Annotated in this window: 19 protein-coding genes, 1 pseudogene and 1 riboswitch; of the genes and pseudogenes, 8 read left to right on the top strand and 12 right to left on the bottom strand. The window is 67.0% G+C overall.

The window, feature by feature from the left end; genetic code table 11:
• Window positions 1–7 precede the first annotated feature (7 nt).
• Window positions 8–2623, bottom strand: coding sequence for an LPS-assembly protein LptD (locus QF040_RS25025; RefSeq protein ID WP_429613272.1), 2616 nt, complete (start codon window positions 2621–2623; stop codon window positions 8–10).
• A 237-nt stretch (window positions 2624–2860) separates the two neighbouring features.
• Between QF040_RS25025 and QF040_RS25020 the strand changes: the two genes are divergently transcribed.
• The 5 genes from QF040_RS25020 to QF040_RS25000 all read left to right on the top strand — a co-directional run bounded on the left by QF040_RS25020 (window position 2861) and on the right by QF040_RS25000 (window position 8039).
• Complete coding sequence (locus QF040_RS25020; protein WP_429613271.1) at window positions 2861–3958, top strand: aminoglycoside phosphotransferase family protein; 1098 nt, start codon at window positions 2861–2863, stop codon at window positions 3956–3958.
• Between the two features lie 70 nt (window positions 3959–4028).
• Window positions 4029–4769 (top strand): 16S rRNA (uracil(1498)-N(3))-methyltransferase, encoded by a 741-nt coding sequence (locus tag QF040_RS25015; RefSeq protein ID WP_429613270.1) that lies wholly within the window; start codon window positions 4029–4031, stop codon window positions 4767–4769.
• Window positions 4770–4863: 94 nt separating this feature from the next.
• Window positions 4864–6219, top strand: coding sequence for a M20/M25/M40 family metallo-hydrolase (locus QF040_RS25010; protein ID WP_429613269.1), 1356 nt, complete (start codon window positions 4864–4866; stop codon window positions 6217–6219).
• Between the two features lie 98 nt (window positions 6220–6317).
• A complete protein-coding gene (locus QF040_RS25005; protein WP_198785438.1) occupies window positions 6318–6779 on the top strand; it encodes a YidB family protein in 462 nt (153 codons plus the stop codon).
• Between the two features lie 90 nt (window positions 6780–6869).
• Window positions 6870–8039, top strand: a complete 1170-nt coding sequence (locus QF040_RS25000) for an MFS transporter (RefSeq protein ID WP_429613268.1) — start codon at window positions 6870–6872, stop codon at window positions 8037–8039.
• Between the two features lie 9 nt (window positions 8040–8048).
• On the opposite strand, the gene QF040_RS24995 is transcribed toward QF040_RS25000, so the two are convergent.
• Window positions 8049–8903, bottom strand: coding sequence for a lysophospholipase (locus QF040_RS24995; RefSeq protein ID WP_429613267.1), 855 nt, complete (start codon window positions 8901–8903; stop codon window positions 8049–8051).
• Between the two features lie 73 nt (window positions 8904–8976).
• Window positions 8977–10485 carry a M20 family metallopeptidase gene (locus QF040_RS24990; protein WP_429613266.1) on the bottom strand — a complete coding sequence of 503 codons (1509 nt, stop codon included), beginning with the start codon at window positions 10483–10485 and terminating at the stop codon, window positions 8977–8979.
• A 91-nt stretch (window positions 10486–10576) separates the two neighbouring features.
• On the opposite strand from QF040_RS24990, the gene QF040_RS24985 reads away from it, so the two are divergent.
• Window positions 10577–11371 carry a DUF72 domain-containing protein gene (locus QF040_RS24985; protein WP_429613265.1) on the top strand — a complete coding sequence of 265 codons (795 nt, stop codon included), beginning with the start codon at window positions 10577–10579 and terminating at the stop codon, window positions 11369–11371.
• Here QF040_RS24985 and QF040_RS24980 read toward each other — a convergent pair.
• Window positions 11368–11889, bottom strand: coding sequence for a bactofilin family protein (locus QF040_RS24980; protein ID WP_307511757.1), 522 nt, complete (start codon window positions 11887–11889; stop codon window positions 11368–11370). The two genes, QF040_RS24985 and QF040_RS24980, sit on opposite strands and share 4 nt — an antisense overlap.
• 136 nt (window positions 11890–12025) lie before the next feature.
• Between QF040_RS24980 and QF040_RS24975 the strand changes: the two genes are divergently transcribed.
• Window positions 12026–12952 carry an ion transporter gene (locus QF040_RS24975; RefSeq protein WP_429613264.1) on the top strand — a complete coding sequence of 309 codons (927 nt, stop codon included), beginning with the start codon at window positions 12026–12028 and terminating at the stop codon, window positions 12950–12952.
• Here the strand turns inward: QF040_RS24975 and QF040_RS24970 are convergent.
• The 4 genes from QF040_RS24970 to QF040_RS24955 all read right to left on the bottom strand — a co-directional run bounded on the left by QF040_RS24970 (window position 12897) and on the right by QF040_RS24955 (window position 15933).
• Window positions 12897–13484, bottom strand: coding sequence for an IMPACT family protein (locus QF040_RS24970; RefSeq protein WP_429613263.1), 588 nt, complete (start codon window positions 13482–13484; stop codon window positions 12897–12899). The two genes, QF040_RS24975 and QF040_RS24970, sit on opposite strands and share 56 nt — an antisense overlap.
• Window positions 13485–13506: 22 nt before the next feature.
• The gene (metW, locus tag QF040_RS24965; RefSeq protein WP_429613262.1) at window positions 13507–14094 is read right to left on the bottom strand and encodes a methionine biosynthesis protein MetW; all 588 of its coding nucleotides are present in this window, start codon (window positions 14092–14094) and stop codon (window positions 13507–13509) included.
• On the bottom strand, window positions 14091–15248 hold the full coding sequence (gene metX, locus QF040_RS24960; protein ID WP_429613261.1) for a homoserine O-succinyltransferase MetX: 1158 nt from the start codon (window positions 15246–15248) through the stop codon (window positions 14091–14093). Before metX ends, metW begins: the two co-directional genes overlap by 4 nt.
• Window positions 15249–15369: 121 nt before the next feature.
• Window positions 15370–15933, bottom strand: coding sequence for a TMEM165/GDT1 family protein (locus tag QF040_RS24955; protein WP_013544354.1), 564 nt, complete (start codon window positions 15931–15933; stop codon window positions 15370–15372).
• 9 nt (window positions 15934–15942) lie between these two features.
• A riboswitch (yybP-ykoY riboswitch) is annotated at window positions 15943–16129 on the bottom strand.
• A gap of 260 nt (window positions 16130–16389) precedes the next feature.
• Between QF040_RS24955 and QF040_RS24950 the strand changes: the two genes are divergently transcribed.
• Window positions 16390–16956: an RNA recognition motif domain-containing protein gene (locus QF040_RS24950; RefSeq protein ID WP_429613260.1), complete on the top strand. Its 567-nt coding sequence runs from the start codon at window positions 16390–16392 to the stop codon at window positions 16954–16956.
• 68 nt (window positions 16957–17024) lie between these two features.
• Here QF040_RS24950 and QF040_RS24945 read toward each other — a convergent pair whose 3' ends face one another.
• The 4 genes and pseudogenes from QF040_RS24945 to QF040_RS24930 all read right to left on the bottom strand — a co-directional run bounded on the left by QF040_RS24945 (window position 17025) and on the right by QF040_RS24930 (window position 20037).
• On the bottom strand, window positions 17025–17813 hold the full coding sequence (locus QF040_RS24945; RefSeq protein WP_429613259.1) for an SDR family oxidoreductase: 789 nt from the start codon (window positions 17811–17813) through the stop codon (window positions 17025–17027).
• Window positions 17814–17836: 23 nt separating this feature from the next.
• Window positions 17837–18490 (bottom strand): LPS export ABC transporter periplasmic protein LptC, encoded by a 654-nt coding sequence (gene lptC, locus QF040_RS24940; protein WP_429613258.1) that lies wholly within the window; start codon window positions 18488–18490, stop codon window positions 17837–17839.
• On the bottom strand, window positions 18487–19035 hold the full coding sequence (locus tag QF040_RS24935; protein WP_429613257.1) for a KdsC family phosphatase: 549 nt from the start codon (window positions 19033–19035) through the stop codon (window positions 18487–18489). The genes lptC and QF040_RS24935 overlap by 4 nt, the downstream gene beginning before the upstream one ends.
• A pseudogene (locus tag QF040_RS24930) lies at window positions 19035–20037 on the bottom strand (KpsF/GutQ family sugar-phosphate isomerase). The gene QF040_RS24935 and the pseudogene QF040_RS24930 overlap by 1 nt, the downstream one beginning before the upstream one ends.
• Window positions 20038–20075: the final 38 nt, after the last annotated feature.

The following is a 20075-nucleotide window of genomic DNA, read 5'->3' as shown; positions in this document are numbered from 1 at the left end:
AGTCGTCTCAGTCGTAATTGGTGAAGCGGCTCGGCGCCTCGCCAGGTTGGCGCAGGGGTTCGTAGCGCTGGATGTTCTGCCGCAAGGCCTGCATCGGGCTGGAGCCGATGCTGGAGAAGCCGACGAATTCGAGCTGGAACATGATGCGGGTGTTGGCCGTCACCTGGCCGGTGGTGATGCGCTGCAGCACCACGCGTCCGATCCAGCAGCAGCCGTCGTACTCGAAGCCGAGCACGCCGTCCGTGAGTTTCTTGTCCTGCAGGTCGTAGTTGAGACGGCCCACCGCATACCAGCGGCCACCGCCCTGGCCCTTGCCTGGCCCCAGGTTCTTGCCCTTGTCGCCCCACAGGTCGTTGAGCGGCCACTGCCAGCCCACGTCGATCGACTTGTTGCCGTCGTTCACCGCCGTGGTGTTCGGGTTGGCCAGCAGCGCGGCCTGGTAAGCCGCGCTCGGCGCCTGGTAGCGGAACGCCACGCTGAGGTTGTGATACGGCTCGGGGTTGTAGCGCGCGCTGAGCGCTGCGCGGGTCGACTTGCGCGTGTCGGGGTTGTACTGCACGAGTGCGTCGGTGCTCCACTTCGGCGTCCAGTTGATCTGGCCGCCGACGAGGAAGTCGCTCGCCCGGTCGGTCACCGGCAAGCCGCCGGGCAACACGACCTTCTGGTCGGCAAAGCGCAACCGCTGCGCGATGCCGATGCGCGCCGCCTCGACGCCGGTATCGGGGTCGATCAGGCGCGAGCTCACGCCGAGCGTGAGCGCGTTGGTGTCGGAGATGCGGTCGCCGCCCGAGAACGCGTTCTCGGTGTAGATGGTCGCGAAGCTGAAGTCGTTGGCGGCCGAATCGTAGTTCGGCAGCATGTTCTGGTTGCGGTACGGCGTGTAGACGTAGTAGGCGCGCGGCTCCAGGGTCTGGCGGAAGGCGCGGCCGAAGTAGCTCGCGTCACGCTCGAAGATCAGGCCGCTGTCCAGGCTGAAGGTCGGCACAGTGCGGTTGGACGACGTGCCGAAGAAGTACAGCGAACTCGCGTTGTAGGGCACGCCGTTGACGTACTGCACGCCGTTGAGCGTGAGCTTCGGAATGTCCGTCTGCGGCAGGTAGTAGTTGTACGACGCCGTGTTCAGCTGCACCTTCGGAATGACGAACGAACTCGGCGTGATGAACGGCCGGCTGATCGCGAGGTTCGCCATGGCGCGGTCGCCATCGGGCTGCGACTGCTGTACCGCGTCGAAGCCCGACTGGCCGCTCAGGATGGTGTTGACCCGAAAGCGCGTGTAGTCGAGGTTCAGCGCAACGTCGAAGCCGTGCCAGTCGTACTTGTTGTAGTTGGCCGTGATCTGCGGCATGCGGTCGTACGACGGCACGATCGGCGACAGGTTGTACTGCAGCGTCTGGTAGCGCAGCGTGCGGATCGCGCCGCTCCAGTCGTCCTTGCTCCAGTTGAGCGAGGCCTCGTTCGGCAACTGGCGCTGCGCCAGCGTCGGCGTGCGCGTGAAATCGCGCCAGTAGTCGTTGTCGCTGACGCGGTTGATGTTGATGTTGGCCGACAGCGAATCCAAGCCGAGCGCCTTGGCATCGAAGTCCTGGTGGTGGTTCGCCCAGATGCCCCAGCGCTTGGTGCTGCCGGGCGGCGCGGTCAGGTCCTTGGCCTGAATTTCTCCATTGGCCAGCTGCTGCAGCTGCGAGGCGCGCAGCTCGTTGTAGCGCTGGCCCACCAGGCGGTCGGCACCCATCAGGTCCAGGCGAATGCTGCCGCTGTAGTCCTTCTCCAGGTACCGGAACTCGGTGCCCAGGTTGAGGCCCCGCTTGCTCATGATCGTCGGCGTGATCGTGGCGTCGCGGTTGGGTGCGATGTTCCAGTAATACGGTTGCGAGATCTCGATGCCGTTGGTGTTGTCCACGCCGATGGTCGGCGGCAAGAGGCCGCTCTTGCGCGCATTCGACAGCGGGAAGCTCACGCTCGGGATCGGCGGCGTGCTGATGCCCATGAAGCTCAGGCGCGCGTTGGTGGCCACGCCCTCGTTCTCTTCGGTGTCGGTGGTGATCGTGGCTGCGGTCAACAGCCACGCCGGCATCCAGCCCGGGAAGTCTTCGCGACGGCAGGTGGTGTAGGTGGCGCGCCGCGCGACCGAGATGTTGGAGTCGACGAAATCGATGCGTTCCGCATCGCCGTGGCCGCCGTTCGCCAGGAACCGGTAGCGCACGTTGTTGAAGAAGCCTTCGAAGGTTTCCAGCTTGAGTTCGAGCTCGGGTCCTTCGTACACGTTGCCGGCCTGGTTGACCCGCACGTTGCCCTTGGCCTTGGCGCGGTCGTCGGGCTGGTAGTACTCGAGCCGGTCGGCGGTGATGGCGACCGGGCCGCGCCGCAGCGTCGCGTTGCCTTCGACCACGGTTTCGAGGTCGGGTCGGCCGGACATGCGGTCGCCGGTAACGAGGCTGGGCAGCTGTCCGCGCTCGGTGGGCGGAATGATTTCGGTGAGCAGCGGGGTGCGCTTGAGCGTCAACGGGCCGTCGAGGCCGCCGGCGGACTGCGCGAAGGCGCCGTGCGCCTGGAGCAGCGCCAGCGACAGCATGGCCAGCTTCAGCGGCGGGCCGGCGCGTCGCAGGGCAACACGTCGGCTCATCAAGCCTCCCGCCAGGCCGTTCCGAGGAAAGCCCGCGGCTCCCCCGAGGAGAGCAGCGAGCGCACAAGGTGCCAAGCGTGGGGGCTTTGGGTCGTAGGCATCGGTTCGGAACGAAAGATCGTCGGGGAGACGGCGCGGCAGGCCGGCGGGTTGCAGGGGCCGGCAGCAACCTTTGCTCGGTCGGTGGCCGACCGGGAGGGGTTGCCGCGCCAGGCGGATTTGTAGAATCGATTATCCATGACAGCACCCCCGCCCCCGGCCGCATTGGCCCCAAGCCCCGCCGAGACCATTCTCTGGACAGATCCGCAACGGGCCGAAGTGTTCCGGGCCTGGCTGACCGGCATCGCCGCAGCCCAGCAGCTCCTGCCCGACACCGTGCGCCTCGCCTCGGCCGATGCGAGCTTCCGCCGCTACTTCCGCGTCGACACCGGCATCCCCGGCACGCCGACACGCATCGTGATGGACGCCCCGCCGGACAAGGAGAACAGCGATCCTTTCGTGCAGGTGGCCAAGCTCATGGCCGAGGCCGGCGTGACCGCGCCGCAGGTGCTCGAATGGGACCGCCCGAACGGCTTCCTGCTGCTGGACGACCTGGGCCGCCAGACCATGCTGGACGTGATCGACCCGGCCCAGCCCGACGCCAGCCGCCCGCTCTACGACCAGGCCATCGACGCGCTGATCCGCTGGCAACTGGCCTCCCAACCCGGCGTGCTGCCGCCCTACGACGGGGCGTTGCTCGAGCGTGAACTGGCGCTCTTTCCCGAGTGGTACATCGGCCGCCACCGCGGCGTGGCCATCGAGGGCAAGCTGAAGGAACGGCTCGAACGCAGCTTCAAGCTGATCGTGGAGAGCAACCTGGCCTCGCCGAGCGTCTACGTGCACCGCGACTTCATGCCGCGCAACTTGATGGTCGGCAACGGGTCCGCACTTGGGGTGCTCGACTTCCAGGACGCCGTCTACGGCCCGATCACCTACGACATCGCCAGCCTGATGCGCGACGCCTTCCTCAGCTGGGACGAGGAGTTCGTGCTCGACATCACCGTGCGCTACTGGCAGGCGGCGCGCAAGGCCGGGCTGCCGGTCGACGAGGACTTCGGCGCCTTCTATCGCGCGGTCGAATGGATGGGCCTGCAGCGCCACCTGAAGGTCGCCGGCATCTTCGCGCGGCTCACGCTGCGCGACGGCAAGCCCCGCTACCTGGCCGACACACCGCGCTTCATCGCCTACATCCGCGCCACCGCCAGCCGCTACATGGAACTCACGCCGCTCGTGCGGGTGATCGACGAGGTCGAAGGCACCTCCCCGCTCACGGGCTTTGCCTACGGCCGGGTCTGAAGCGCAATTCACAAAAAAACGCTCGGGATGCTCGCACCACGGCTGCATCTCTCGCTCCTTATTCCATAGCATGCCCCGTTTCCACTGTTCCGTGCCGTTGAGCACCGGCACCGCTTTCGCGCTGCCGCCCGGTGCTGCGCGCCACGTGCAGGTGCTGCGGATGCAGCCCGGCGACGCGCTCACCCTCTTCGATGGCGCGGGCGGCGAGTACGAGGCCACGATCGAGCGCATGGGCCGCAACGACGTCTCGGTGACGGTCGGCGCCCACTACCCGGTCGAGCGCGAGGCGATGCGCGCGGTGCACCTGGCCGTCGGCATGCCGGCCAACGAGCGCATGGACTGGCTGGTCGAGAAGGCCACGGAACTGGGCGTCGCGAGCATCCAGCCCCTGGCCACGGCGCATGGCGTGCTGCGTCTTTCGGGCGAGCGCGCCGAGAAGAAACGGGCGCACTGGGAGGCGATTGCCATCGCGGCGTGCGAGCAATGCGGCCGCAATCGCGTGCCGGTGATTCACCCGGTGCGGTCGTTCTCGGGCAATTCGGGGTGGATCGACGTGCAGCAGGACGAGGGCGCTACGGCGCGCTTCGTGCTGAGCCTGGCCGAGGGCACGCAAGGCATTGCCGCAGCCGCTGCGGCACACGCCCCCGACAACCGCGATGTGCGCGTGCTGAGCGGCCCCGAAGGCGGGCTCAGCGCCGCCGAGGAGCAGGAAGCGATCGCGCGCGGCTTCGCGCCGGTCACGCTCGGGCTGCGCGTGCTGCGTGCCGAAACCGCCGCGCTCGCGGCCCTGGTGTCTCTCGGCGGCGCCTGAGAAGGTGGGTTTTCCGCGACGCGCGCGCGGGAAGGCTGCGGAAGAATGGGTACCTCATTACCCATTCATCACGACAAAGAAGGACCTTCCGCCCATGTCCCGTTCGCTCCGTCTCGCGCCTCTCGCCTCTCTTGTTCTGGCCGCGCTGTGCGCCGCGCACAGCGTCCATGCCCAAAGCAACGCCGTCGCGCCCACGCCGGCGCAGGTCAGCCCTGAAGTCGACAGGACTTACACCCAGCTGATGGCCTCGCCCGCGATCCAGAAGCTGCTGGAAGCGGTGAAGGCGGATCACGAGCGCGCGGTCGAGGACCTGAAGATGCTGACCGAGATCGAAGCGCCTCCGTTCAAGGAACAGAAGCGCGCCGAGGCTTTCCTCGCACGCATGAAGGCGCTGGGTCTCACTGACGCGAAGATCGATGCCGAAGGCAACGTCGTCGGTCTGCGCAAGGGCGTGGGCAACGGCCCGAAGCTGTTGATCTCCGCGCACCTGGACACGGTCTTTCCCGCCGGCACCGATGTGAAGGTGAAGGAGCGCGACGGCCGGCTCCATGCGCCGGGCATCGGGGACGACACACGCGGCCTCACGGTGCTGCTGTCGTGGCTCAAGGTTCTCAACGACAACAAGGTGCAGACGGCGGGCGACCTCCTGATCGTCGGCAACGTCGGCGAGGAAGAGCTGGGCAACCTGCGCGGCATCAAGGCGATCTTTCGCGACCACCTCGACATCGACGGCATGGTCGGGCTGGAGCCCTCGCCTGACGGTCATGTGCTGGTGCTCGGCACCGCGAGCCATCGCTACGAGGTCACCTTCAAGGGCCCGGGCGGCCACAGCTTCGGCGCATTCGGGCAGGTACCGAGCGCGATTCACGGCATGGGCCGCGCGATTGCCAAGATCGCCGACGTGCGCACGCCGAGCTTTCCCAAGACCACCTTCACCGTCGGCACCGTGGGCGGCGGCACGTCGGTCAACACCATCGCGCCCGATGCGCGCATGGCGATCGACATCCGCTCGGACGACATGGCCTCGCTGCTGGAGACCGAGAAAAAAATCCTCGCAGCCATCGACGAAGCGGTGACCGAAGAAAACAAGCGCTGGAACGTCACAACGCTGAGCGCAAGCCACAAGCTGATCGGCGACCGGCCCGGCGGCCGCACCCCCACCGACTCGGTGATCGTGGAGGCGGCCACGCGCTCGAACACCGCCTTCGGCCAGAAGACGCTGCTGCGCGGCGGCAGCACCGATGCCAACGTGCCGATCTCGCTGGGCATCCCGGCCATCATCATCGGGGGCGGCGGAAAGTCCTCCGGCTCCCATGCGCTGAGCGAGTCGATCGACGTGACAGATGCATGGAAAGGCGCGCAGAATTCGCTGGTGACGGTGCTCGGGCTCGTCGGCGTGCAAGGGGTGACCCCCGCATTGCTGCCCAAACGCCCGGCACGCATCAAGTAATTTGTCACGTTGCAAGTTCGAAAAGTGGGGCGCCACTTACAGCTTGCGGCCCGTCGCACGGAAAATGCGTCGGTTCTGTCACACACCAAGGAAACGCCATGGGATTGCTCGATTCAGTACTCGGTCAAGTGCTCGGAGGCGCTGGCCAACAGCAGCAACCACAAGGCGGAGGCATCGGGGGATTGGGAGATCTCGGCGGCCTGGCTGGCGCACTGGGTGGCCTGCTCGCCAACAACGGCGGTCAAGGCGGCCTGGGCGGTCTGGTTTCCAAGTTCGAGCAGGCGGGCATGGGCGATGTCATCGGCTCGTGGATCGGCAAGGGGGACAACCAGCCGGTATCGGGCGACCAGCTGCAAAACGCACTCGGTGGCGACACCATCGCGAACATTGCAGCCAAGCTCGGCATCAACGCGCAAACGCTGCTGCCCATGCTCGCCACCATGCTGCCGGCGCTCATCGACCAGCTCACGCCGCATGGCAAGGTGCCGGACCAGGGTCTCGGCAACCACGACGATCTGCTGGGTTCGCTCAGCGGCTTGCTGCAAGGCAAGCAGTCCTGAACGAGGCCTGCCTCATCAAGATTTCCGGCGCCCGCGAGGGCGCTTTTTTTTGGCTGGCGCCAAGGCAACGAATCCCGTAGAACCCTCGCCATGAACCGCAACCTCTGGCTCCTGGCCATCTGTCAGGGCCTCTTCCTGACCAATAACGTCACCTTCATCGCCATCAACGGGTTGGTGGGCCTCGGTATCGCGCCGCGCGGCTGGATGGCGACGCTGCCGGTGATGGGCTATGTGGTGGGCGGCGCGCTCACCACCGGGCTGGTGGCGCGCACGCAGCAGCGCTTCGGCCGCCGCGGATCGTTCCAGATCGGACTGGCCGTGGCGCTGTGTTCGGCGCTGCTGTGCGCGTATGCCGCGATGACGAAGAACTTCTGGCTGCTGTGTTTCGCGACGGTCGTGGCCGGCTACTACAACGCCAACGCCAATCTCTACCGTTTTGCAGCGGCCGAACTCGCGGCACCCGAATGGCGCGAGAAGGCGGTGTCGCTGGTGATGGCCGGCGGGCTGATCGGCGCGGTGGCGGGCCCCAACCTGGCGTCCGCCACGCGCGAACTCTTCGCCGTGCCCTTCGCCGGCGCCTACATCGCGCTCGCGGCGGTGGCGCTGCTCTCGATGGCGGTGATGCGCTTCATCGACTTCCCCGCCCCGCTGACTCGCCAGCAGGCTCTGGGCGGACGGCCGCTCTCCGAAATCATGCGGCAGCCGGTCTTCATCGTGGCCGCGGCGGCAGGTGCGCTGGGCTTCGGCGTGATGAACCTGCTGATGGCAGCCACGCCGATCGCGATGCAGATCTGCAGTCTCCCGTTTTCCGACGCCGCGCTGGTGCTCGAATGGCATGTGATCGGCATGTTCGCGCCCGGCTTCTTCACCGGCCACCTGATCCGCCGCTTCGGCGCGCTGCCCGTCATGGGCGTGGGGCTCGCGCTCAACCTGGGCTGCATCGCGGTCGCCCTGTCGGGGGTCGAACTGCACCACTTCCTCGTGGCGCTGTGCCTGCTGGGCGTGGGCTGGAATTTCCTGTTCACCGGGAGCACGACGCTTTCGCTCACCGCCTACACGGCGGAGGAGCGCGATCGAGCGCAAGGCGCGCTCAACTTCTGCGTGTTCGCGACGCTGGCGCTGACCTCTTTCGCCTCGGGCGTGTTGGTCACGACGCAGGGATGGCAGTTGCTGAACTACGGCTCGCTGGTGCCGGTGGTGCTGACCGGCGCTGCGTTGCTGTGGCTGGCGCGGACACGGCGGCGCTCGGCCGCGGTCTGACGCGTTCGATCAATTCGACGGAAAGCGCTTGTCGAGCCAGCGCTGCAGCGCGGCGAACACCGGCTCCGCGTCCAGCTCGTTGAAGATCTCGTGATACAGGGTCTCGAAGCACTGCGCTTCGACCCTGCCGCTGGGCGCCGCAGCCGCTGCAAACGCACGGCTTGCGGCGGGCTTCACAAGCCGGTCGTCGCCCGCATAGATCAGCAACGTGGAGACGGGCCATCGCGCCGCCGCCTGCTGCACCGTAGCGCCTTCGTAGGCGAGAAAACGCGCGAGCCGGCTGCCGATGCGATCGTGCGTGAGCGGATCGTCGCGGTAAGCCTGCACAACGGCGCGGTCGTGCGAGAGAAAGTTGTCGTCCAGCCCGTTGCCCACGCGCAGGTTCGGCGCGATGCGCGGCAGCACCGCGAGCAGCGCTTTCTGGAATCCGCTCAGGCCCGGATCGAGCCCCGGCGACGAGAGCACCAAGCCATCGACAGGCCGCACGTCGCGCGCCACGAGGCTCGCCGCGACCAGTCCGCCGAGGCTGTGCCCCAGCAACACGACCGGCACGCCGAGGTTCTCACGGCGCGCGTCATCGATCACGAGCGCAAGGTCGTCGACCAACCGCAGTTCGCTCGGCAACCCGCCGCGCGCGCCGGTCGATTCGCCATGGCCGAAATGGTCGTGCGCCCAGACCGCGAAGCCCCATTCGTGGAGCCGCTTCGCAAGCCCGTGATAGCACCCCGCGTGCTCGCCCAAGCCGTGCACCACGACCACCACGGCGCGGGGCGTGCCGGCAACGGGCAGTCGGCGCAGGGCCAGCGTCTCGCCGTCCGGCGCGGACAGCGGCACGCGCTGCGGCAGCGGCAGCGCGTCGCTCATGGGTGCACCCCTGGTGCTGCGCGCCTTCCCGCCAAGCGGAAGCGAGCTTGCTCGGGACGGCCCGGCGCGTCGCTCAAGCAGCCACCGGCTCCGCGGCGGCGCGGTGCGCGACCGGCAGGGCGGCGATCACCTCGGCCACGGCGGCCGTCAGCTTCTTGGCGTAGGGCACATGCAGGAACTCGTTGGGCCCGTGGGCATTGCTCCTTGGGCCGAGCACGCCGCAGACCATCATCTGCGCCTTGGGGAAGCCGGCGCTCAGCATGTTCATCAACGGGATCGTGCCGCCCTGGCCGATGTAGCCGCAGGACGCGCCGAAGTGCGCCCGCGAGGCCTTGTTGAGCGCGTCCTCGAACCACGGCGTGATCGTCGGCGCGTTCCAGCCGGTGGCGCCGCCGTTGCTCTCGAAGGTGACGCGCGCCTGGTAGGGCGCATTGTCTTCGAGCAGCTTCTTGAGGTTCTGCACCGCCTCGGCCGCATCGACCAGCGGCGGCAGGCGGAGCGAAAGCTTGAAGGCGGTGTAGGGGCGCAGCACGTTGCCCGCGTCCTTCAGCGCCGGAAAGCCTTCGGCACCGGTGACCGACAGCGTGGGCTTCCAGGTGCGGTTGAGCAGCGCCTCCACCGGATCGGTGGTGGTCGGCAGCGCGAACATCGTCGAGCCGCCGCAGTCGTAGTGCGCCCACGGAAAGCGCTTGTAGACCTCTTCGCCAAGGATCGCGGCGGTCGCCTTGGCTTGCGCGAGGCGGTCGGCCGGCACTTCGCAGTGGAAGCTCGCGGGCAGCAGGCGGCCGGTGGCGCTGTCCTCGAGGCGATCGAGCACCTGCCGCATGATGCGGAAGCTCGAGGGCACGAGGCCCGACGCGTCGCCCGAATGGATGCCTTCGGTCAGCACTTCGACCTTGAGCGTGCCGCTGGCCATGCCGCGCAGCGAGGTGGTGAGCCACAGCTGGTCGTAGTTGCCGGCGCCGGAATCCAGGCAGATCACCAGCTCGACATTGCCCAGGCGCGGACGCAGCGCGTCGACGTACGGCAGCAGGTCGTACGAGCCGCTTTCCTCGCAGGTCTCGATCAGTCCGACGATGCGCGGATGCGCCACGCCCTGGGCCTTGAGCGCCTGCAGCGCGGCTACGCTCGCGTACACCGCGTAGCCGTCGTCGGCGCCGCCGCGGCCGTAGAGCAGGCCGTTCTCGTACTTGGGCGTCCAGGGGCCGAGGTCGTTGCGCCAGCCGGTGAATTCGGGTTGCTTGTCCAGGTGGCCATACATCAGCACGGTCTCGCCCATGTCGGTGCCGGTGGCCGGCACTTCGAAGAACAGCACCGGGGTGCGGCCTTCGAGGCGAACGATCTCCAGCTTCAGGCCTTCGACCTTCTGGGCCTCGACCCAGGCGGCCGCGTTGCGCAGCACGGTCTCCAGGTAGCCATGGGCCGACCAGTCCTTGTCGAAGCCGGGCGACTTGGCCGGAATGGCGATGTAGTCGGTGAGTTGCCTGACGATGTCGCCATCCCACTGGGCGGTGACATCGGAGAGGGCGCGCGTCGCGTCGAGCGTGCCGGCAGGCATTTCGCGGTGCAGGGGGGCGTTCATCGGTGGGTTCTCCGCGGGGACGAAAAAAACGCATTTTGCGCCTCGCGGCGACCGCGCGTAGAGTGCGGGCGATCTCAACCCGGAGCGCAATGTGAGCAAGGCAACATCGACTCGGAGCAAGACGAACATCAAGGTTGGCATCGGCGGCTGGACCTACGAACCCTGGCGCGACAACTTCTATCCCAAGGGCCTCGCGCAGGCCAAGGAGTTGAACTACGCGAGCCGCCACGTGAGCGCCATCGAGATCAACGGCACCTACTACAGCACCTTCAAGCCCGAGACCTTCCGCAAGTGGCACGACGACACGCCGGAGGACTTCGTGTTCTCGATGAAGGCCTCGCGCTTCACCACCAACCGCAAGGTGCTGGCGACCGCGGGCGAGTCGATCCAGCGCTTCATCGACAGCGGTGTGAGCGAACTGGGCGACAAGCTCGGGCCGATCGTCTGGCAGTTCATGCCGACCAAGCAGTTCGACGCGGAAGACTTCGAGGCGTTTCTGGAACTGCTGCCGAAGAAGGAAGGCAGCCGCGTGCTGCGCCACGTGATGGACGTGCGGCACGAGAGCTTCATCACGCCCGCCTACAAGGCGCTCGCCAAGAAGCACAAGGTCTCGACCGTGTTCACCGACGCGGACAAGTTTCCGTCGTTCGAGGAGCCCGAAGGCGACGTCGCCTATGCGCGGCTCATGATGGCCGACGCGAAGCTCAAGACGGGGTATGGACCGAAGGCGCTCGATACCTGGGCCGAGCGTGCGCAGGGCTGGACCGGATCGCCCAAGAAGCGTGACGTGTTCGTCTACTTCATCAATGGCGCCAAAGAAAGAGCACCGGCCGCGGCCGGTGCTTTGCTGGAGCGCCTGGGGTGGGAGCCCCCCGAGGGGGTTTAGGCCGCCGCTTGCAGGGCAGGCTTGGCGCCGAAGCTGATCTCGCCGGAAAGCTGGCCGCCTTCCTCGATCACGATCTTGCCGTAGCGGATCTTGCCGGTGACCTTGCCGGTCGAGTGAATGACGAGCTTCTCGCGCACCGTGAGGTTGCCGTCGAAGACGCCGCGAATTTCGGCGATGTCTATTTCGGCCGAGCCCTTGAACTCGCCTTGCTCGGCGATCTGCATCAGGCGCGAGTCCATGGTCGCTTCGACCAGGCCTTCGACCACGAGCGTGTCGCAATCGGTGATCTCGACGCCCTTGAGCTTGATGTTCGGGCCGACGGTGAGCTTGCTGCCGCCTTCCTTGGCGACGGGAGCTGCCGCTGCGGCGGCGAGGCCGCCCTGCTGCGCGGTCAAGGAGGAGGGATTGACGGGCGTGCCCGACAGATTGGTGCCCGAACCGACCAGCGGTGCAGGGCGGGATGTCAACGAGTCGGTGTCACGATCGCGCTTGCCGAAGAAGGGGGACTGTGTAGCCAATGGGGAGCTCCTCAAGAAAGGGACTATCGTAAGAACGCACTTACGGCTTACCGCACTTCATTGCGCAAGAGGCGTAACCGGATAAAACCACACGCCCGGACAATAGAGCGCTCCAGTAGACCCTAAACAACGGACGATGACGACCCCTTTGCAAAGCACCGCCACGCCCCCCGTTTCCTTGGCCGCCGACGCGGCGGCTGGCGACGCCCGTTTCGGCAAGCCGGCCGATGGCTGGCGACGCGCGTTGTTCTCGGTGATCTTCGAATCGGAAACACGCCTGGGTCGCCTGTTCGACCTGATCCTCATCGCCGTGATCGTGACCAGCGTGGCGGTGGTGATCCTCGACAGCGTGCAGGCGATCCACCTGCGCGCGGGCCATGTGTTCGGCGTGCTCGAGTGGGTCTTCACCGGGCTCTTCACGCTCGAGTACATCGGGCGGCTGGCCTGCGTGAAGCAGCCCCTGCGCTATGCCACCAGCTTCTACGGCGTGATCGACCTGCTCGCGCTGCTGCCGACCTTTCTCGTGGCGCTTGCGCCGGAGTTCGCCTACCTGATCGACGTGCGCATCCTGCGGCTCCTGCGCGTGTTCCGGATCTTCAAGCTGTCGCGCTATTCGGCGGAGTACCGCGCGCTGGTGTCGGCCGTCGCGGCGAGCCGCCGGAAGATCACGGTGTTCGTCGGCTTCGTGATGCTGGTGGTGCTGGTGATGGGCACGCTGATGTACGTGGTCGAAGGCCCGGTGCACGGCTTCACGAGCATTCCGGTCGCGATCTACTGGGCCATCTCGACGATGGCCACCGTGGGCTTCGGCGACCTCGTGCCCAAGACCGACCTGGGCCGCGCAATCGCCTCGGTGATGATGCTGCTGGGCTGGGGCGTGCTGGCCGTGCCCACCGGCATCGTGACCGCCGAGATGGCGCGCCGCGGACCCGACGATGAAGCCGTGCCGCTGACCGGACGCGGCATCCTCGCGATGACGCCGCCGCCTGCCGTGCCGCCGCGGCGGCTTACGCCGGCTGCCAGACGACGCGCCCTTGCGCAGCATCGTCGAGGCGGGCGATGAAGGCATTCGCCTCGGGCTCGGGCAGCGTGAAGGCGAAGAGCACGTCGTCGGCATGCTGCACGGCTTCGAGCACCGCGCCGACGGCCGCCAACTCGCGCCGCACCAGTCCTTCGAGCGCGTAGGGCACGGCACAACGCAGGCCGAGCTGCCGCACCAGCGGCACGAGCGCGGCGCCGAGCAGGGCCTGCGCGATGGCGTCGGTGTACGCGCGCACGAGACCGCCTGCGCCGAGCTTCACGCCGCCGAAGTAGCGCACCACGGTCGCGAGCGAGCCTTCGATCTGTTGATGGCGCAGCACTTCCAGCATGGGTCGGCCGGCTGTGCCGCCGGGTTCGCCATCGTCGTTGGCGGCCGATTGGCCGCCGGCCATCAGCGCCCAGCACACATGCGCGGCCGCGGGGTGTTCGGTGCGCAGCGACGCGACGACAGCCAGCGCCGCGGCGCGGTCCGCCACCGGCTGCACGCAGCCGATGAACCGGCTCTTCTTGATGACCAGTTCGCTGTGGACCGGCTGCGCCAACGTGAAGCTCATCCGGTGCGCTCCGGCGCGGTGCTCAGCCGCCGCGCTCGAACTTGAAGACCGCCGTGCTGGCGCGCGCGTTGGGCAGCCAGCGCACGTCGCGTCCGTCCTGCAGGCCGAAGGCATCGAGCACGCGCAGGTTGTTCTTGCCGGCCAGCACCTCGAAGTCCTTGAAGGTGCCCACGCGGATGTTGGGCGTGTCGTACCACTGGTAGGGCAGGCGGCGCGTCACCGGCATGCGGCCGCGCGCCACGCTCAGGCGGTTGGGCCAGTGCGCGAAATTCGGAAAAGCCACGATGCCGGTGCGGCCGACGCGCGCGGTCTCGCGCAGCATCACCTCGGCATTGCGCAGGTGCTGCAGCGTGTCGATCTGCAGCACGACGTCGAAGGAGGCGTCGTCGAACATCGCGAGGCCTTCGTCGAGGTTCAGCTGGATCACGTCGACGCCGCGGCGGATGCACTGCAGCACGTTGCCGTCGGCGATCTCCACGCCGTAGCCGGTGCAGCCGCGCTCGCGCTGCAGCAGGTCGAGCAAGGCGCCGTCGCCGCAGCCGAGGTCAAGCACGCGCGAGCCTTCGGGCACGAGGGCAGCAATCAATTTCTGGTTGTCGAGATCGCTCATTGGAGTTCCTTCGCCACGCGTTCGAAGTACGAGCGCACCACGCCGATGTAGCGCACGTCGTCGAGCAGGAAGGCATCGTGGCCGTGCGGCGCGTCGATCTCGGCGTAGCTCACGTTGCGGCGGTTGTCGAGCAGCGCCTTCACGAGCTCGCGGCTGCGCGCAGGCGAGAAACGCCAGTCGGTCTTGAAGCTCACGAGCAGGAACTTGGCCGTGGCCTTTGAGAGCGCGGTGCTGAGTTGGCCGCCGTGGCTGCGCGCGGGGTCGAAGTAGTCGAGCGCGCGGGTGATCAGGAGGTAAGTGTTGGCGTCGAAGTACTCGCTGAACTTGTCGCCCTGGTAGCGCAGGTAGCTTTCGATCTGGAACTCGACGTCCTGCGTGGAGTAGCGGTAGTCGAGCCCCGCCGCTTCGCCTTCGACGGCGCTGCGCAGGATGCGCCCGAACTTCTCGTTCATCACGTCGTCGCTCAGGTACGTGATGTGGCCGATCATTCGCGCGATGCGAAGGCCCCGCTTGGGGATCACGCCATGTTCGTAGAAGTGGCCGCCGTGGAAATCGGGGTCGGTCACGATGGCACGGCGCGCCACTTCGTTGAAGGCGATGTTCTCGGCCGTGAGGTTGGGCGCGCTAGCCACCACCACGGCGTGGCGCACGCGGTCGGGATACTGCAGCGTCCACGACAGCGCCTGCATGCCGCCGAGGCTGCCGCCCATCACGGCGGCGAGCGTCTGGATGCCCAGCGCATCGAGCAGCACGGCTTGCGCATCGACCCAATCTTCGACGGTGACCACCGGGAAGTCGGCGCCGTAGACGCGGCCGGTCGCGGGGTTGACGTGCATCGGGCCGGTCGAGCCGAAGCAGGAGCCGAGGTTGTTGACGCCGATCACGAAGAAGCGGTCGGTGTCGACCGGCTTGCCCGGGCCGACCATGTTGTCCCACCAACCTTCGGAACGGGCCTGGCCTTCGTAGACGCCCGCGACGTGGTGCGAGGCGTTGAGCGCATGGCACACCAGCACCGCGTTGCTGCGGTCGGCATTGAGGGTGCCGTAGGTTTCGTAGGCGAGCGTGTAGTCGCTGATCGATGAACCGCTGCGCAGGGCCAGCGGGCCTGCGAACTGCATCGACTGCGGACTGACGACCAAAGGAAGTGACGACATGAATGAAAAAACCCGGCCTCGCCAAAAACGAGCCGGGTTCCGGTGCCGTCTTTAGCTGAATTTATAAAGCGCCCGCAAGCTGTAGCAAATCGGCGCGGGGGCAGTATATCGCCCCGTCGAATTACCAGCCGACGATCATCACGATGCCCAGCACCAGGAAGATCGCCGCCGAAATGCCGTGCACGAGCTTGATCGGCACGCGCCGCACGATCTTCTCGCCCAGCCACACCACCGGCGCATTGGCCAGCATCATCCCGAGCGTGGTGCCGGTGACGACCCAGAAATAGTCCTGCGTGAAGCGGGCGGCGAGCATGACGGTGGCGATCTGGGTCTTGTCGCCCATCTCGGCGAGGAAGAAGGCAATCAGCGTGGTTCCGAAGACGCCGAAGTGCGACGCGCCGGGGGCATCGTCATCGTCTAGCTTGTCGGGAATCAGCATCCAGACGGCCATCGCGATGAAGGAGCCACCGAGGATCCAGCGCAGCACCTCGGGGCCGAGCCAGCGCGTGATGTAGTTGCCGACAGCGCCCGCCAGGGCGTGGTTGACGATGGTGGCGGCAAAAATGCCGAGGACGATGGGCCAGGGTTTCCTGAAACGGGCCGCGAGAAGAAGGGCCAGGAGCTGGGTCTTGTCGCCCATTTCCGCGAGCGCGACAACGCCCGTTGCTACGAGAAAAGCTTCCATGATGAACGTGGGGTTCCTTGGGCCGAAGGACGCAATTGACCGTGCAACACCTTCGGCCATATTCCCGAAGTTGCACGGTCAAAGGTCTCGCCAGGTGTGTTCACTGCACGCGCCATGTCCCGTGTGGGGCAGGACAAGTCTGTTGACGCGGGCCCTTCTCGAAAACGGAAGGCGGCTACTCCCCAATGACGGGGCGGATTCTACCTGTAGCGCCAATCGCCTCATTCCGCGAGGTAAGCGTGCGCTAGCTTTCCAAGGTTTTGACAAGTGCTACTCCAAGAAGCAATTTCTCGCTTGCTTTTTGGATATTTCACCCATAATGCACGAGCCTCCCTCTTCATTTTGGTCGGGGGGTAGTTCGGTGATCGGTCAGTTTCGCGCGACTCGACGGCTCTCGTTTGAGTGATGCTTTCGGGACTCCATCGCTTTTCTTGATGTGTTTATAGGAGTCCCTCGATGGGCAACAAACTGTACGTCGGCAACCTGCCTTACTCGGTGCGCGACGGTGATCTCGAACAGGCATTCGGGCAGTTCGGCGCAGTGACCAGCGCCAAAGTCATGATGGAACGCGACACCGGTCGCTCGAAGGGCTTCGGCTTCGTCGAGATGGGCAGTGACGCCGAAGCGCAAGCTGCCATCAACGGCATGAACGGCCAACCTCTGGGCGGCCGCAGCGTCGTCGTCAACGAAGCACGTCCGATGGAAGCACGTCCCCCGCGCAGCGGTGGTGGCGGCTACGGCGGCGGCGGCGGTGGTGGTTATGGCGGCGGTGGTGGCGGAGGCTACGGCGGCGGCGGTGGTGGCGGCTACGGTGGTGGCGGCGGCGATCGCAGCGGTGGCGGTGGTGGTCGCTCCGGTGGTGGCGGAGGCTACGGCGGCGGCGGTGGCCGCAGTGGTGGCGGCGGCGGTGGCGGCGATGGCGGTTTCCGCAGCCCCTACGGCGCAGGTCCTCGTGGCGGTGGCGGCGGTGGTCGCTCCGGTGGGGGCGGCGGCTACGGCGGCGGTGGCAACAGCGGCTACTGAACCCTGCGCACATAAAGACAAAGGCTCCCTTGGGAGCCTTTTTCATTGGGGAATCGCCGGGCTCGGCTTCAGATTTCGCCGCTGCGCTTCTTGCGTTCGCGGCCTTGCGCGGCGCGATCGAGCAGGGCGTTCGGCAGCATGCGCATGATCTTGGCGATCACGCCCATCTGCCACGGAATCACGCGATAGCTCGTGCCAGCCTCGATGGCGCGCAGCGCCTGGTCGGCAAAGTCCTCTGCCTTCATGAGAAAAGGCATGCCGTAGCGGTTGCCCTGCGTGAGCGGCGTGTCGATATAGCCCGGGCAGAGCGTGACGACCTTGACGCCGCTCTTGTGCAGCTCGCCGCGCAGGCTCTCGCAGTAGGCGACGACACCGGCCTTGCTGGCGCAATACGCCCCGTGCCCCGGCAGTCCGCGGATGGCCGCGACGCTCGCGATGCCGACCAGCCGCCCGCTGCCGCGCTGCCGCATCGCCGCCACGAACGGATGGAAGGTGGCCATCAAGCCGACGTTGTTGGTCGCGAAGGTCCGCGTCATCACCTCGATGTCTTCGCGCTCCGTCGTGTCGATGCCCACGCTGATGCCGGCGTTGGCGATCACCACGTCGGGCAGGCCCTGGCGCTCGATGCAGGCGGTGCCGGCGGCCACGATGCTGTCTGTCTGCGCCACATCGGCGCTGTAGATCTGAAAACGGCTCGTGTCCAGCTGGCGCCCCGCTGCCCAGGCTTCGATCTCTCCGGTACGTCGTGCAACCAGCGCCAGGCGATAGCCCGCGTCGTAGAAACTCGCCGCCAGCGCCTGGCCGATGCCGCTCGATGCGCCGGTGATGAAGACCAGCGGGGACGACGGAGTGTTCATGCGTGAGGTTTTTCTTTTCTTCTTCAGCGCGGCTTGCCGCCCGGGGTGGCGGCCGACGGCACCAGCAGCCCGCGCACCCGGCCGGTCAGGTTGGCGACGCCGCTCAGGTTGTCGTAGTCAAGGTTGTCGGCGGTGAACTGGTCGGTGCCGCGGATGAGCGTGACCGGCTTGTTCGACGTCACCCGCTCGGTATCGAGAAAGGCATGCAGGAATTCGCCGCGGAACTCCAGGCGCGGCGTCGGCTTGCCGTTCGCACCCACCGAAGGATCGCGAATGACGACTGCGTTGCCGAACAACTGGATCTCGCTGCCGTCCGAATTCGAGATCCCTCGATTGGCCGTCGAGCGTGTGGTGTAGCCCTGCGGCGAGACGGAACGCATGTTCACCTCGTCGACCTCGACCGTGTCGGTGTCCGGGTAATGCCGGCCTTCCTTGCCGTGCAGTTCGCTGCGGAGGTCTCCGTTGGGCAGGAAGTTCTTGATCACGAAGTCGCGCATGAAGTAGTCGGGCTCGTGCGTGGGCGCCACCTTGGCGGTGGGCTCCAGCAGCTTGGGCGCGTTGCGCACCAGCCAGTAGGTGCCGAGCGCCACGGCCGCCGTGAGGATGATCGGCAGGTAGATCGTTGCGCGGTCGAGCACATCGCGTACCCGGTCCCATGCGCTTTTCAGGTTGTTCATGGGTTCGGACCTCGCGCAGCGTCGAGCAGGTGGCGGTACTGGCCGCAGGCCGTGAGCAGCAGGTCGCAGAATTCGCGCGCCGCGCCTTCACCGCCGCGCGCCTGTGTGACGTAGCGCGCGATGCCGCGCACTTCGACATGCGCATTGGCCGGCGCCGCGGCAAAACCGACACGGGTGAGCACCGGCAGGTCGGGCCAGTCGTCGCCGATGGCCGCGGCCTGCGCCCAGGTGAAGCCGAGCTGTTCGAGCATGACTTCGGCCGCGGGCAATTTGTCTTCGGTGCCGTAGCGCACGTGTTCGATGCCGAGCGCCTCGAGCCGCACCCGCAGCGGCTTGGAATCGCGCCCGGTGATCACGGCCGGCACGATGCCCGCCAGCTTCAGCAGCTTGAGGCCGTAGCCATCCAGGATGCTGAATCGCTTGAGCGTTTCGCCGTGTTCAGTGAAATAGACGCCGCCGTCGGTCAGCACGCCATCGATGTCGAAGAAGACGATGCGGACATCCTGTGCGGCAAGCAAGGTCTCGGCCTGGAACGCGAGCGGCATCAGATGACTTTCGCGCGCATCAGGTCGTTGATGCTCAGCGCGCCGATCAGGAGGCCCGCCGCGTCGACCACCAGCACGCTGGTGATACGGTGGTTTTCCATCAGGTCCGCCGCCTCGACGGCCAGCGCATCGGCGCGCAGCGTGCGGGGACCCGGGTGCATGACATCGGCGGCCGTGAGGGCGCGCAGGTCGGCGCCGGTTTCGACCTTCCGACGCAGATCGCCGTCGGTGAAGATGCCGATCGCGCGGCCTTCGGCATCGACAACGGCGGTGGCACCGAGGCCCTTGGAGCTCATCTCGCGCATCAGCTCGCTCAATGTGGCGGTGGGCGCGACGCGCGGCACCTCGGCGTCCGAGCGCATCACGTCGCTCACGTGGGTCAGCAGTTTGCGGCCCAGCGCGCCACCGGGGTGCGAGCGCGCAAAGTCCTCGGAGCCGAAACCCCTCGCATCAAGCAGCGCCACGGCCAGCGCGTCGCCCATCGCCATCTGGGCGGTGGTGCTCGCGGTGGGGGCGAGGTTGAGGGGGCAGGCTTCCTTGGAGACGCCCGCGTCGAGCGTGATGTCGGCATGGCGCCCGAGCGTCGAATCGGCGCGGCCGGTGATCGCGATCAGCGGCACGCCCTGGCGCTTGACCACGGGCAGGATCACGGTCAGTTCCTCGACCTCACCGCTGTTGGAAATCGCCAGCACCAGGTCGACCGACTTGATCATTCCGAGGTCGCCGTGGCTGGCCTCGGCCGGGTGCACGAACATCGCCGGCGTGCCGGTGGAGGCGAGGGTGGCGGCGATCTTGCGGCCCGACATGGCCGCTCTTGCCCATGCCCATCACGACCACGCGGCCGCGCACTTCGAGGATCTTGCGCACGGCGTCGACGAAGCTGGGACCGACGCGGGTCTTCAGACCGAGGACGGCTTCGGCTTCGATGTCGAAGGTCAGGCGTGCCCGAGCGAGGATGGCTTCGGGGTCGACCACGGGGGCCGGGGCTGGGCGGGAACTCATCGGCCGATTTTACGGGCGGGCCAGAGCCGATCGGCGGG

Source organism: Variovorax sp. W2I14 (genome assembly GCF_050435205.1).
GTDB classification, from domain to species: Bacteria; Pseudomonadota; Gammaproteobacteria; order Burkholderiales; family Burkholderiaceae_C; genus Variovorax; species Variovorax paradoxus_C.
This window is presented reverse-complemented; position numbering and strand designations above follow the sequence as displayed.

What these genes read in the sequence shown, in the direction of transcription:
- QF040_RS25025 (WP_429613272.1), bottom strand. Translation starts at nt 2,623, where the DNA reads ATGAGCCGACGTGTTGCCCTGCGACGCGCCGGCCCGCCGCTGAAGCTG.
- QF040_RS25015 (WP_429613270.1), top strand. Translation starts at nt 4,029, where the DNA reads ATGCCCCGTTTCCACTGTTCCGTGCCGTTGAGCACCGGCACCGCTTTC.
- QF040_RS24995 (WP_429613267.1), bottom strand. Translation starts at nt 8,903, where the DNA reads ATGAGCGACGCGCTGCCGCTGCCGCAGCGCGTGCCGCTGTCCGCGCCG.
- metW (WP_429613262.1), bottom strand. Translation starts at nt 14,094, where the DNA reads ATGAGCGATCTCGACAACCAGAAATTGATTGCTGCCCTCGTGCCCGAA.
- QF040_RS25010 (WP_429613269.1), top strand. Translation starts at nt 4,864, where the DNA reads ATGTCCCGTTCGCTCCGTCTCGCGCCTCTCGCCTCTCTTGTTCTGGCC.
- QF040_RS24935 (WP_429613257.1), bottom strand. Translation starts at nt 19,035, where the DNA reads ATGCCGCTCGCGTTCCAGGCCGAGACCTTGCTTGCCGCACAGGATGTC.
- QF040_RS24950 (WP_429613260.1), top strand. Translation starts at nt 16,390, where the DNA reads ATGGGCAACAAACTGTACGTCGGCAACCTGCCTTACTCGGTGCGCGAC.
- lptC (WP_429613258.1), bottom strand. Translation starts at nt 18,490, where the DNA reads ATGAACAACCTGAAAAGCGCATGGGACCGGGTACGCGATGTGCTCGAC.
- QF040_RS24970 (WP_429613263.1), bottom strand. Translation starts at nt 13,484, where the DNA reads ATGAGCTTCACGTTGGCGCAGCCGGTCCACAGCGAACTGGTCATCAAG.
- metX (WP_429613261.1), bottom strand. Translation starts at nt 15,248, where the DNA reads ATGTCGTCACTTCCTTTGGTCGTCAGTCCGCAGTCGATGCAGTTCGCA.
- QF040_RS24990 (WP_429613266.1), bottom strand. Translation starts at nt 10,485, where the DNA reads ATGAACGCCCCCCTGCACCGCGAAATGCCTGCCGGCACGCTCGACGCG.
- QF040_RS25020 (WP_429613271.1), top strand. Translation starts at nt 2,861, where the DNA reads ATGACAGCACCCCCGCCCCCGGCCGCATTGGCCCCAAGCCCCGCCGAG.
- QF040_RS25000 (WP_429613268.1), top strand. Translation starts at nt 6,870, where the DNA reads ATGAACCGCAACCTCTGGCTCCTGGCCATCTGTCAGGGCCTCTTCCTG.
- QF040_RS25005 (WP_198785438.1), top strand. Translation starts at nt 6,318, where the DNA reads ATGGGATTGCTCGATTCAGTACTCGGTCAAGTGCTCGGAGGCGCTGGC.
- QF040_RS24955 (WP_013544354.1), bottom strand. Translation starts at nt 15,933, where the DNA reads ATGGAAGCTTTTCTCGTAGCAACGGGCGTTGTCGCGCTCGCGGAAATG.
- QF040_RS24945 (WP_429613259.1), bottom strand. Translation starts at nt 17,813, where the DNA reads ATGAACACTCCGTCGTCCCCGCTGGTCTTCATCACCGGCGCATCGAGC.
- QF040_RS24975 (WP_429613264.1), top strand. Translation starts at nt 12,026, where the DNA reads ATGACGACCCCTTTGCAAAGCACCGCCACGCCCCCCGTTTCCTTGGCC.